This window comes from Vibrio sp. Vb1018 (assembly GCF_033338775.1).
In the GTDB taxonomy this organism is placed as follows: Bacteria; Pseudomonadota; Gammaproteobacteria; order Enterobacterales; family Vibrionaceae; genus Vibrio; species Vibrio alginolyticus.
The window spans coordinates 252,773-267,114 of record NZ_JAWOTI010000002.1 but is presented as its reverse complement, the minus strand read 5'-3'; the positions used below and the strand labels follow the sequence as shown (position 1 = coordinate 267,114).

General features: G+C 45.5%; 4 protein-coding genes. 1 reads left to right on the top strand and 3 read right to left on the bottom strand.

Features of this window, described 5'->3' with window-relative positions:
• A partial coding sequence (locus R7Z10_RS03555; protein ID WP_318103978.1) for a cadherin-like domain-containing protein occupies positions 1-11,082 on the top strand: 11,082 nt, incomplete at its 5' end.
• Between the two features lie 184 nt (positions 11,083-11,266).
• On the opposite strand, the gene R7Z10_RS03550 is transcribed toward R7Z10_RS03555, so the two are convergent.
• The 3 genes from R7Z10_RS03550 to yccS form a co-directional block, all read right to left on the bottom strand.
• Positions 11,267-11,569: a hypothetical protein gene (locus tag R7Z10_RS03550; protein WP_005376585.1), complete on the bottom strand. Its 303-nt coding sequence runs from the start codon at positions 11,567-11,569 to the stop codon at positions 11,267-11,269.
• A gap of 80 nt (positions 11,570-11,649) precedes the next feature.
• Positions 11,650-11,880 carry a hypothetical protein gene (locus R7Z10_RS03545; protein ID WP_005376575.1) on the bottom strand — a complete coding sequence of 77 codons (231 nt, stop codon included), beginning with the start codon at positions 11,878-11,880 and terminating at the stop codon, positions 11,650-11,652.
• Positions 11,881-12,069: 189 nt separating this feature from the next.
• The gene (gene yccS / locus R7Z10_RS03540; RefSeq protein ID WP_005376573.1) at positions 12,070-14,223 is read right to left on the bottom strand and encodes a YccS family putative transporter; all 2,154 of its coding nucleotides are present in this window, start codon (positions 14,221-14,223) and stop codon (positions 12,070-12,072) included.
• Positions 14,224-14,342 lie beyond the last annotated feature (119 nt).

Genomic DNA, 14,342 nt, shown 5'->3' with positions numbered 1-14,342 from the left:
ACGATTGGCTCTGACGGCTCAGATCCAATTTCAATCGATGGCAACTTCACTACAACGCAAGGCTCTGATGGGGTAGTGAGCTACCAATTAGATACTGCTGCAACACCAGTTGATGGTCTGACATCACAAGGTGTGGCCGTCACGCTGACGGAAACTGCAAACGGCGACGGTAGCTACACTTATGAAGCGACAGCAGGAACTGAAGCAGTATTTACGCTGACCGTTAATCCGGATGGTTCATACAACTTCACGCTGGAAGGTCCAATCGACCATGCGACGGGTAGTGATGAGCTGACACTGAACTTCCCAATCATCGCAACGGATTTTGATGGTGATACCACCACAGAAACGATCCCAGTCACCATTGTGGATGATAAGCCGACCATTATCGATGTTGATTCGATTACCGTTGATGAAGATGATTTAGGCACGATTGGTTCAGATCAGACTGGCCCGATTTCAATCGATGGCAACTTCACTACCACACAAGGCTCGGACCGAGTGGTAAGTTATCAGCTTGACGTGTCTGCAACACCAGTGGCTGGCCTTACATCACAAGGCGTGGCAGTCACACTGACGGAAACCGCAAATGGTGATGGCAGCTTTACTTACGAGGCGACAGCGGGTACTGAAGCGGTCTTTACACTGACAGTGAACACTGATGGCTCTTATAACTTCACGCTTGAAGGCCCAATCGATCATGCTGTTGATAGTGATGAGTTAACGCTCAACTTCCCAATCATCGCAACAGACTTTGATGGTGATACCTCTGCTGAGACAATTCCTGTCAAGATCGTTGATGACAAGCCGACACTTGGCGGAATCGAAGCAACAAGTGTGCAAACGGTTGATGAGGATGATATCCCAACAGTCGGATCTGATGGTACACAGTCGAACAGCATTGCCGGTAACTTCATCGCGACTGATGGTTCTGATGGCATTGTCGAGTACAGCGTTTCTGACCTAACGACGCCAGTACAAGGCCTGACCTCTGGTGGTCAATCTCTGGTTATGGTTGAAGTATCAAACGCAGGTGGCGTTTCAGTTTACGAAGCTCGTATTGATGGCACGACGACACCGGTATTCCGTGTGACCCTCGATGCCTCTGATGACAGCTACACGTTCGATTTGCTCGCTCCTCTCGAGCATCCAAATGCTGATGGCCAAAATGAACTGGTCATCAATTTGTCGATAAACGCGACGGACTTTGATGGAGATGTGTCGAACAACATCACCTTACCAATTACGGTTGTGGATGATGTTCCGACCATTGATGGTTTACTAGCAGGCAGCGAACAAACCGTTGATGAAGATGACCTACCAGCAGGTACGGATGCTGCAAGTGCAGAAGATACTGTTATTTCAGGTACTTTTGATATCACCGAAGGTGCTGACCAAGTTGCTTCTATTCAGCTGAGTGACCTGACCACGCCTGTTGCGTCACTGACTTCAGATGGTGAAGCTATAGCCTTAGTTCTGTCTTCTAGCGCAAACGGCGTGAACGTATACCAAGGTGTCGCTGGCAATCCTGCTGAAGTTGTGTTCGAACTGACGTTGGATGCAACGAACAACACCTACGAGTTCGATTTACAGAAGCCGCTTGATCATCCAGATGGTAATCAGCAAAACGAGATTGTTATTAACCTCCCTGTGACGGCGACAGATAATGATGGTGATACTTCACCAGCCTTCACATTGCCAATTACCGTTGTGGACGATGTTCCAGTTGTTACTAATATTGAAAGTCTACGTGTCGACGAAGATGACTTACCTCTTGGTTCTGATGGCACTAAAGAGCCGTTAACGGTATCAGGTGAGTTCGAAGTCACTAGCGCAGATGGTATTGATGCTTTCGAATTGGATCTAAGCTCAAATCCTATCCCGAATCTGAAATCGGGTGGAGAAGAGGTAACACTTTCTCAAGACGTTGGCGCTTCAACTGCTGACGCGCTTGTATACGTGGGACAAACTCAGGGTGGAGTGACGGTCTTCACGTTGACACTTCATCAAGATGGTAAATACGACTTTGAGTTATCTGGTCAGTTAGATCACGCGGTTAACTCTGATGAGATTTTGTTGAATCTACCTGTGAAGATCACGGATGGCGACAACGATACCATCACTGCGACCTTGCCAGTGACCATCGTAGATGACAAGCCAACCATTGATGCTATTAGCTCTGGTAGTACCTTGTCTGTGGATGAGGATGATATTCCAAGCCAAGGTTCGGACGACACGCCAGAATCCAATATCATTGGTGGCAACTTTGACGTTACTGATGGTGCCGACTCTATCGTTAGCTTCCAGTTGGATAGCTTAACGTCGCCTGTTTCTGGACTTACCTCAGGTGGTCAACCGCTTGAGTTGGTTGAGTTTTCAAATTCAAACGGTGTGATTGAGTACCGAGCTTATGTACAAGGTACGACGGACACCGTCTTTAAACTGACGCTAAATGGTTCAGCAGACAGTTATGAATTTGAACTGTTGGGTGCACTTGATCATCCTGCGGGTAACGATGAAAACTCGTTAGTCATCAACTTCCCAGTCAACGCGACCGATTTTGACGGCGATGTGTCCAATAACATCACCTTGCCGATCACAGTAGTGGACGATGTTCCAGCGATTGTGAAAGTGACAGACTCAAGCCAACAAACCGTTGATGAAGATGATCTTGCTGGTGGCTCTGACACGACAAGTAGTGATTCAACGGTATTGAACGGCGGATTTGAGGTCGTTGCTGGTGCAGACAAGATTGTCAGCTACCAAGTTTCAGACCTCGATGCAGTCGTGTCTGGCTTAACGTCGAACGGCCGCAGCATCGAGTTGAATCTAGTAGGCACGAATGGTGGAGTAACCAGTTACGAAGCGGTTATTACTGGCACATCAACTAAGATCTTCACGCTGTTTCTTGATGCGAATAATGACAGCTACCAATTTGAGCTGTTGGGACCAATCGACCATGACGCTGTTCAAGGTGAAAACAACCTTGTCATTGATATTCCAATTACAGTAACAGACTTTGATGGTGACACGTCATCATCATTGAATCTTCCAATTACCGTGGTTGATGACATTCCCGAAATTAAATCAGCAGATGCTTTGGCTGTTGATGAGGATGACCTTGCCAACGGCTCTCAGGCAACCAACAAAGACAGCCTAGAAGCAACGGGCAATTTCGATACGGTGGAAGGGGCAGATACCGTTGTCTCTTATCAGCTGGATCTTACTTCTAACCCGATACCAGGAGTAACTTCAGGTGGTTTTGCGGTGACGTTAGTTCAAACCGCGGTAAGCAACAACAACTTTACTTATCAAGGTCAAACACCTGATGGTAACTCAGTGTTCACACTAGTTTTGAACGCTGACGGCTCTTACAAGTTTACGCTTGAGGGTGCGCTAGATCACTCAACTCAAGGCGAAGATACACTCATACTTGATCTCCCAGTCTTTGCGACCGATGTCGATGGTGATACGGCAGGTATTAACTTACCAGTGACGATTACCGATGATGTTCCAACCTTGCACGATGCATCTATTTCGCGTGTTGAGGGGCAAGGCAGCCGCACGGTTCGTTTATTCCGAGACCCTGTAGAGGGGGATGATGACCTTGGTGCTGACGGCGCACAAGTGACTTCATTCTCGGCTGATGATTCAGGCATTTACTTTAAGCAAAATGGTGTTGATTCTGATTCTGTCGATTTGAACGGCAGCGACCAAGTCGTATTTGTTCACAAGGTTCTTGACGGAGTGGATACTGAAATCGGTCGTTTGGTTGTTCGAACCGATGGCAGTGTGTCATTCCGTCCGAATGACGACCTTGACCATACCGAAACCGACTCGATTGATTTCACCATCAACGTTGTTGCAACCGATGGTGATGGCGATATCGCAGATGCCGATGTGGATATCTCGATAAGAGACCGCAATGCGCAAATTGACACGTCTACCGTTACTGCGTTCGAAGACCAAGGGCGTGATGGTGTCGTTGTGGGCGTTGACTCTGCAAATACTCAGGACAACTTGTCGACGCTGGATGTTAGCCCTGCGAAAGTCGACTTGGTTATCAATTTACACGATATCGACCGTAACGAGAGCTTAGGTGACATCACTATTCGAGATGCTGATACTCACAACGGTACGTTCTACTACAGAGACGGCAGTGGCAACTACATTGAATTAACATCTGTGGGCAATACGGTTGTTCTCGACGCATCAAATGTTGAGCAGTCATTCAATGGTGAGCTTGTCTCGTTAGATAACTTGTACTTCGTACCAGATCGTCATACATCAACCGATGCTTCTGGTATCGATCCTCGTATCCGCGTGGAAATTCTTAACAATGGTACGCCAGATCATACGATTAATGGTCGTTTAGACATTGAAGTTGCTGCCGTCGCAGATATTGCAACGTGGACGGCAAGCAGCGAATTTAACTACTCGGTTGATGAAGATGGAAACAATGTCGCCCTTAACATCACGGCTGAAACCCAAGACACTAGTAACCCAGAAGGCATTGTGTACGAGCTTGTCTTTACACAAGGAGAAGGTAACGCAGAGTTAGTCTATTCAGATGGTAGTGCGATACCAAAATCCGGTGGTGTTTATCTGGTGGATGCAAGCCGAATTGATGAAGTTCAAGTTGATCCGATAGATAACTTCTCGGGCGAAATCAGAATTGATGTCACCGCTATTACGACGGAAAACAACAATCCACTGCTTGGGAAAGATACCGCTCGCTCAGAAACCGAAACCATCATTATTGATGTAAACCCAGTTGCGGATAAAGGTAGTTTTACTGTAAACCGAATTAATGTGTTTGAGGATAATGCTCGAACTCAAAATACGGTAGACCCTGTCACTGATCACGACCCACTCCAATTAAGTGAAGTGATCACCATGAAACCATCAGCGGACTTAGATGGTTCTGAAGCGTTATTTGTGCGCATTTCTAACTTCTCAATTGATGGGGTTACTTTGGTGTGGCTGGACTCAGCAAACCCAAGTCAGATAGTAGAAGTGACTGATTCAGGCGGCAATGTACTTTATTACGAAGTGCCAGAGTCTGAATTAGCGAACGTCGAAGTTCTTCCTCCGTTGCACAGCAATGATGACTTTACTTTCAATGTCGAAGGCATTGTGAAAGACACAGCATCATTGTCTACCGGTACGACAGAAGATGTGTTGTCACTGGGCAGTAAGACCGTCATCGTTGGTGTAAAAGGTGTTGCTGACATACCAGACACGGTATTAATTGACGCGGGGAACGTTTGGAACCGATTCGTAGACGGAGATGTGGCCGGAATAGAGACGACTATTGAAGAGAATGGTGTTGTAAACCTCAACTTCTCGGTTGTATCTGGTGAAGTTGCCGATAGACCACAGGATGATTCAGAAGCCATTACTGTTATCCTGTCCAACATCCCCGACGGTGTTCGTGTCGTAGATTCAGACGGTTCAAGCGTTGACCTCACCTTTGTTGGCTATGATGGTAACGGTCAACCGATTTACGAAGCAAACATCACTGGGCTGAATTTTAATTCCGGTATTCAAATTATTCCAGAAGCCTCTTCAACCGAAAACATTGCGATTACAGGGACGATCATTGTTACCGAGAATGATGGTCATAGTCGTGTGATTGAAAGAGAGGTAAGGATCAAGGTCGAACCCGTTATTGATGCTCAAGATAACTACGTTGTTCGATCGGAGGGAGATGAAGATACGCGCTTTGACATCGATTGGAAACCGACGCTCGTACAAAGCCCTGATACCGATGAATTCTTTAGTGATGTAACCATCTCTGGATTTCCTCCAGGCAGCACGGTCTATGTAGATGGTGTGGCACAAGCGCTTGTTTCTGGAACACTAACGCTTTCACCGCAAGCCGGTGAATCAGAGCAAGATTTTTCCGCTAAAATCTCTCAAAGTGGCTATGTTCAAGTCCAGTTGGAGCAGGATTCAAGTACTGACTTTGACTTGACCACGACCGTCACTGTGAAAGAGATTGACCATGAATATGTTGACGCTTCGAATCCCGGTGAAGGTATCGCTGAGAAAACCATCAATGGTACGGTGAATGTCCAAGTTAATCCAATCGTTGAGCCAGAGGATAATACGGGGGCAATAGATGACCAAACCCGTCTGCTTGTCACTGAAAGTGGTGGTGGTGCTACCGATATCGTGAAGTCAGATGATCAAGGTAACATTGACTTTACGATCAACACTTCTATGGGGGGCGAATCTGGCGCTCATATCATTAAATACCAAGAGTTTGATGCGTCTTCAGATGAAGTGGTGACTCAACTTGTTGTTCAATTTCACAATGTGGACCCTGAGATCCTCAACCAATTGGTTATCGTCGGTGCACTAAATGAAGGTGGAGGTCGTTGGACAGTAACTAATGAAGACAACTTCTCAATTAAAGCGCCGTCTGGACTTGATTTAACACCAAACGATGACAGTGACGATGGCGATAACGGTGGTCTCTCTCAAATTGGCTTAACCATTTACGCAGAAGTGAATGATTTGGGCGAAGATTTGGGCAACGAAAAAGATGCGACGGTCGTGCGTCAAACGGATGTGACACTAGAGTTTCCAACCGTCCTCACTCCGAAAATGAGTGTAGCGGCAGAGATTCAGGTGGCTGATGATGTTCAAATTCAAGCGTTGGAAGACAATTCTATTAACCTTGGTGCTCAGTTGACGTCGAAAGTCGATGCGATTAATGCAGATGGTGTGGAGGATGTCTTGACTATTATCGTCGACCCGACAGCTCCTGGCATTCCTCCTGGTTTGGTGATCACGGGGACGGATGTTGATTTTGTCAATGGTAAATACGTGTTCCAAGCCCATATCGATGCGAGTGGAAATATTACTGGCCTTGATGGTTTGACGATGCACTTGGCAGAAGATTACGCAGGTGATTTCGAATTGCCAATTCGGTTTGTCACTAAAGACACTGAGTCCGGTGATGAAAAAGAAAATAATGTCCAGTTTCCAGTTCAGGTTTTACCGGTTGCAGACGTTCCGAGTTCAGCCGGGGATCAGCCGTTGGATAGCGATGTCACACCAAATGTAAGAGTAGATATCGTCGGTACTTTCGGCTTGGATGCAAACAAACAACCTGTGACTGATCTAAATAACGACGTTCCCACGGCGGATGGTGTTGGTTACGAAGATGGCTTAATCCAACTTAACTTGAGTGTTGATTTTGCCGATCAATTTAACAACACTCAAGGTGGTCGAGAAACACTAACGAACATCAAGTTAGAGCTTGATGACACAACATTAGGTGAGTTTGTTGATGCCAATGGTAACAGCTTAGGAACCAGTATTGAGTTTAATGAAGCTGAGATTTTAGCTGGTGCGCTTGACAATGTTCTGTTTAAGCCAAAAGAAAATTACCCCGTAGGTGGTGGCCAAAATACCGTCAAGATTAATATCGAGGGAGAAATTACTGATGAAGCTGTGTTTGATCAGTCTATCTTGAATAACTCTGGCGATAATATAGATGTGAGAACCTTCACTGACGATGTCACATTTGAAGTTACGCCAGTCGTTGATGACATTACCATTACAGGTGCCGATCCGACGCAGCCAATCACGGTGATTGGTGACGAAGATACTTTAATTTCGCTGAATCAATCGGGCTCTGGTGTTTCGATCAGCCTGAACGATAATGACGGTTCTGAGAGTTTCGTTTCACTCAAGTTAACGGGGCTTCCTGATGACTTTATCGTTAAATCCAATTCCTCTGATTATGTTGTTAAGAACAACGGTGGGGGCGAATGGAGTATTCAACTAAAAGATCTCACTCAGACGTCCATTGACCTGAGTGACATCCAAATTAAACCGCCAAAACACTTTAGTGGCGAGGCTGAGATAGGTATTACGGTCTTCATTCAAGAGGAGTTGCTACAAGTTCCAACGGAACGAAACAACAACTTTACGCTTATTGTCAATCCTATTGGTGATGATGTTGATGTGAACCCCGACACTTCGGCTGCAGGTAATGAGGGCGAAGACATTGTTATTAATGTAAATGCGTTAGTGGTTGATAACAAAGAGTCCATCGGAGATGGTGCAAACTACCAGGAAAATGATCCAGAGACGCTGAGAGTTGAGGTCTCCAATGTCCCTGATGGGGCGAGTGTTTCATTACCTGATGGGACAGTGTTTACTGACCAAGGCGGCGGCATTTTTGTCTTAGAAATCAATGCTCAAGACTTGGATCAAGTGGTGTTTAATTCTGGGGATCGCAACGATAACTCATGGGATGGTTCGCTGCATTTCAAAGTGCAAGCCGTTGATACTGGGCTCGATGGCAGTCAAAGCTTGGGCTCCGCAGAGGAGTTTGATGTCACTGTTGATGTTGAAGCAGTGAACGATCGTCCAGAGTTCGTCAACACCGTGGATGTGGAAACACCAGAAGATACGCCATTGCTGCTTGATGGTTTCAGCATTACCGACATTGATGCCGTACTCGATGATCCGAATGCTGAATATGTACTCAATGTGAACGTCGACAGCGGTATCTTGGAGCTTAATCCAACGCTCATCGCTACTTACAACCTAACCGTGAGCGGTGATGGTACGGACTCCGTTGAACTGAAAGGCACAGTGGCCGATCTAAACAATGCCATTGCAGACGGTCTGATTGAGTTTAACCCAGAGCTGAACTTCTTTGGTGACGTTCAGGTGGACGTGACAGTCGATGACCAAGGTAATGAAGGTATCGTAATTGGTGGGGTAGATGACACCCTAAATACCAACAGCAGCAGCTTCAATATTGAAGTAACAGCGGTGAATGATACCCCAGAAACTACGCCAGTGACGCTACCGGACATTGAAGAAGACAGTGGTGTGTTCTCCATCTCTGAAGCGGATCTTATTGCGAATGCGACAGACGTAGAGAACGATAATCTCACGGTTAGCAATGTTCAGTTAACGGATCCGAATTCGGGCAGCATTACTTTCAACAGTGGCACGGGAGAGTGGGAATTTACCCCAGCACCAGATTACAACGGTCCAGTTGAAATCACGTACACCATTACAGATGATGGCACGACAAATGGTGTATCCGATCCTAAATCGGTTAACGGCAGCGCATCGTTCAACGTAACGGAAGTCAATGATGCTCCAACGACGTCTGAAGTGACACTTTCTGATATCGCAGAAGACAGTACGGCGGTTGATATTACCCAAGCTGATTTGTTGGCGAATGCGTCTGATATTGAAAACGACACCTTGATGGTGAGTAATGTCCAGTTGGTTGATCCAAGCAGCGGCACATTGGATTTCGACAACGTAACAGGTACATGGTCATTTACTCCTGCGCCTGGCTACAACGGCAAGGTCGATCTGACCTACGACATTACCGACAACGGTACAACGAACGGTGTTTCTGATCCTCAAACGGTGTCAGGAACGGCGATCTTCGAAGTCACTGAGGTGAACGATGCACCGGTAACATCAGAGGTAACGTTGAGTAGTACCGAAGAAGATGGTGGTTCGGTAACTATTACGGCTACTGACTTGCTGAGCAACGCAAGTGATCCTGAGTCAGACAACTTGACCGTCGATAATGTTGCGTTAGTGGACCCAACTTCCGGCACGTTGACTCAAGTGAGTGCGACAGAGTGGACGTTTGAACCCGCAGCAGATTTCTTTGGTGACGTTAATTTCACTTATGAAATCACAGATGACGGAACAACTAACGGCGCTCCAGACCCAATTACAATCGCGGGCACAGCAGTGTTGAATGTTGAAGCGACCAATGACGCACCTGAAATCACTGCAGCGTCGGTAACGGATACGATCAATGAAGCTGATGGCCAGAAAGTAACGGGTATTAGTGTGAGTGACGTCGACTTTGCGGGCGCACAAGCAAATGAAAGCATGACCGTGACTCTTACAGTTACCGAGGGCGACCTTCGTGTCGAGCCGCCAGCAGGTAGTGGTGTGACTGTTGGGGCGGGGATGGCTGGTGAAATAACCCTAATGGGCACACCAGATAATATTAACTCCGTTCTTGGAGCAACAGACGCTTCTGAGGGTGTATTTGTGGATGCAGGAGATGTCAACGCAGCTTCAATCACTTTATCGGTGAAAGTCGAAGACAACGGCGTGTACTTCGAAAATGCATCGGGTACCGCATTGGAGGCGAATCAAGACTTCACTATCAATGTGACACCTGTAGCTGATGCACCTACATTGAGTATCAATCCTCAGTTTAATTACATTCGTCAAATTGCGGCTAGCCAAACCGCGAGCAGTCAAGGTTTAGCGATTGTCGGAATCATGGCGGCGCTTACTGATGTTGACGAGGTGCTGTCTTTGGAGCTAACGGGCGTACCAGCTAGTGCTGAGGTAACAAGTGGCGTTTCTCCATCAGGCATTAGCTTCGATGGTACCACTTGGACAGTACCAAGCGATGAAATTGATACGCTAGAAATTGTCGCAACAGATACTAACAGTGGTATTGATGTCGGTTCTTACGATATTTCGCTTACGGCGATATCAACGGAATCTAATGGCGATGAAGCGCAGTCTTCACCTGTCCAAATTAGTTTGGATGTGAGTAGTGATAGCGACGATATTGACCAGTCAACCGCAGTGGACGACAGCTATTTAGTCGGCGGAGACACAGGTACCAACTTGATTGGTGGAGACGGTGACGACGTTATTCTGGGTGGTGATGGTGATGACGTGCTTATCGGTGGCTTAGGCTCAGATATCTTAACGGGTGGAGACGGCAGCGATATCTTCAAGTGGACGGTAGATTCCGTTGATGAAGGGGCAGTGGATACCATTACTGACTTCACTGTTAACGAAGACAGTATCGATTTACGTGAAGTTATCTCTGATCTCAATAACTCAATGATCGACATGGATGATCTGCTTGGTCACATTTCGGCAGACTACGATGCATCGACGGAAAGTGTTTCTCTGAACATTACGACGGATGCAAATGTTCAACAGACTATTGTCGTGGAAAACTTAGGTACTTCAATCGACTTCAACGGTCTCAGCTCCAACGAGATTGTAGAGTCATTGCTGAACAACGGTGTTATTGATAACGGATAAACCTGTATACAACATAAGAATGGGCGGCTCTGATAAGCCGCCCATTTTTTTCGGGAAAGCTTGATTTTAAACAGGAGATATTTGAATCGAAATAGAAAGCAAGAACGAAGCAAAGGGGTTATCTTGTTACAACGTTATAGTGATAGTTGGAAATTAAAATAGCGATAATTTGACGTTAAATCGCCTAAACGTGGATGTCTAGCAAGCTGCCAATGATTTCATTGTTTTTCTCTATGACAGACGCGCCAACTCGGTTATAACCAGCGGCTTGAGCTAGGTTGATGAGAAATTCAACTTTTTGAGAGGGAAGGCTAGGTGTTGAGGCTGTTATTGCGACATCCGCAACCGCAGCTAAATCGATGTTGTGATCAGAAAGCTCTTCTTTTACCTTACTTACATTATTGCTAATGCCATGTGCAGTTTTCTCGGCCATTTGTTGTGACATCTGAACGATGTGGTATCCAGATTGAATTCCCGATACAGGCATATCACTACTCCCAACATTATGATAGTGAGAGCATAGGTGGAGTTTATAAAACGTTCAAGTGTTTTATATCAATGACTTGATTAGGCAAACAGTTTGGCAAGCATTTCTCTTTCTTCACCAGATAGAACCGGTTTTTGCGCTTTATTTAGTTTCACGCTGATCTCACCTTGTAATGACTTTAACTGACTTGCCGTTAAATCACTGAGCTTTTGTTTAAGTTCATTAAATTGTTGTGCGTTCATCTCAATACCTTCGTCGTGATTCGGTTTATCCGTCGTTGCCCGAAATTCTTCATCCTTTGGATACAACATATTTATTCAACCAAAATAGATTAGAATTTGATCGATTGCTTTTTGTCCGAATATTGTCAAGGTGTGTTAAGTGATACGTCAGATTTTTCCTAAGAAGGTACATAATTACCCACTTTGGGGTAGGTGGAAACGTAAAAATAAAAAGGGAAGCGATATAGCGCTTCCCTCTTACATATGGTTTGAATGTTACTAACTAACTCTGACGGCAAACTTGCTAGCAAGTGAATGAAGCTCTGGGAGCATGCGATAGATAAGATGGAGTTGTTGCAATACCATGCGGGCAGAGCTGTCGTCTTCATCGCGCCATTCATTTAAGCGTTGCTCGAGTCCAGCATCATCAATATTAGATAGGTCACACTCCTCACAATGCTGGTGAAGCTGTTTATGAAGTACATCCAGATGTTGATGAATACAACGGTGAGCATCTAAAACGAGTTTATGAATTGACTCATCTTCGATGCGAGTTCTGTGCGCGCCTAATGCAGAAATATAGTTCAACATTGCGTGATTTAACGTTAGGAAGCGAAAACTTTCATCAACAGCTGCGCGATATTTGCCAGGCTCCGCCAGCATCGTACTAATCGCAGAAGAGAGTGAGGCATCATTATTGTGGGCCTGGCGGCGAGCGATACGGTAGCTCAAATTGTCTTTCTTGCCGATTCTATACTGACCAATGATCTGATCGAGATACTGCTTGTTCGCCTCTATCGCATCCGACATAACTTTGTGAAGCCTTCTCGACTGCCAGTCGGGCAAAATAACTAATACAGCTCCTACTGCAAGCACACACCCGATGAGGGTATCTGCTAGTCGAGGAAGGACAACTGCGTAACCTTCACCTAGTTGATTAAATAAGAAGAGGACGAGCAGTGTAATAAAACCAGTCGCGTACCCATAGTTGTTCATCCGGAAGGCGAAAAACATCACTCCAGAGATAACGATAAATACTAACTGGCTTTCTTGAGAAGGGAAAAAAGTCAGCAATGGTACACCAATCAACAAACCAGCTAATGTACCTATTACTCGCGCCGTCAATTTTTGGCGAGTGGCACTGTAGTTCGGTTGGCATACGAATAAAGTGGTTAAGAGTATCCAGTAACCTCGGTCGATGTTGAATATTTGAATGATTCCATAGCCAATCGTTAAGGCAATTGACATACGTAATGCATGCCGAAACAGCATCGAATCTTTGTGTAAATTTGCTGATATACGCTGCCACATCGCCTTTAGCGTGTGTGGGTTGGTATCGGCGAGGGTATCTTCTTCGAGGCCTTCAACATCTGGGTTGTTAATGTTATTAAGTTGTTTTTCTACCGTCGCTAAGTTATTGAATAAATATGTTAACTGCATCAGCAGACGTTTCCAGTGCCCTTGCTTTTGTTCTTCTAGATAAGCAAGAGAGTTTTGTACTTCAGCTAATGCCAGAATAGATTGATCGGTATGGGAGTATTCATTTCCTAGCTGAATGGCTAGTGCAATATCACGACACGCTTGGGCTTGAGACTCCAAAAGATATTTAAAACGAAACAGCACATCAGAACGTTCAAATTCGGTCGCTAAATCCTGATAGCGATAATGGCTAGAACTGACGCGTTCGTGAATGTCTTGAGCGATGAAATAAATATTTAAAAATCGGTCACTAGGCCCATCAATGTGACCCCGTTTCGATCGGTTAAGTAATGTGGTTTTACAAGCGTTTAGTGCCGTAACCGTGGCAGCATTGCATTTTGCAGCTTCAATCCGTAGCGGTTGTGGCGTCAAGTTGGTCACAGGGTGAAAAAGCTTGGCTTTCGCATCAAGATAATTCGCCATTTGGAAGAACACATTGGCTAAGCTTTGTTGCACCGGTTGAAGAGGCCAAAATATCTGCCAAATCATGGACATGAAGTAATACCATGCGGCACCAGTCAAAAGCAGTAGTGGCTGAAACCAAATGTTGGTGCTTTCATGTGCGCCAAGCATAGTATAAATAGCGATCAGCAACGAACCAAAAGCAATACTCGCGTACTTAGGACCTATCGCCCCAAGAATGATGAAGCCGAAGGTTGAGATAAATAATCCCAACGCAAACGCCCATGGGGTATCGAACAAGATTTCAATTGAAAAAGCAGCAAGCGCAAAACAGAGAAAGGTGAGAATCAGAGCCTTGATGCGTCCAGTGAAACTGTCATCACTTTCAGCCAAAGCAGCAGCAATAACGCCTAATATTAATGGCGTTATCAGCGTGTTTTGCTCGAAATACCAAGTTGGGATAACCACACCCAGTAAGGTAATGAGGATAAGAACGCTGTAATTTATTGTCTTGTTTGCCCAATATAGCCGAAATTTAGAAGTTGCTTGCACAATGCGCCTTATGTTTCCGATGAAGAACAAGGGGAATACTACCAGACCCACTATAGCGCGTTTATGATTTACTTTAAGAAAAATTCGTGGTTGCTGATAAAATCAGCAGGGATGTCATT

Coding starts and splice junctions, on each gene's coding strand:
- R7Z10_RS03550 (WP_005376585.1), bottom strand. CDS start 11,569: ATGCCTGTATCGGGAATTCAATCTGGATACCACATCGTTCAGATGTCA.
- R7Z10_RS03545 (WP_005376575.1), bottom strand. CDS start 11,880: ATGTTGTATCCAAAGGATGAAGAATTTCGGGCAACGACGGATAAACCG.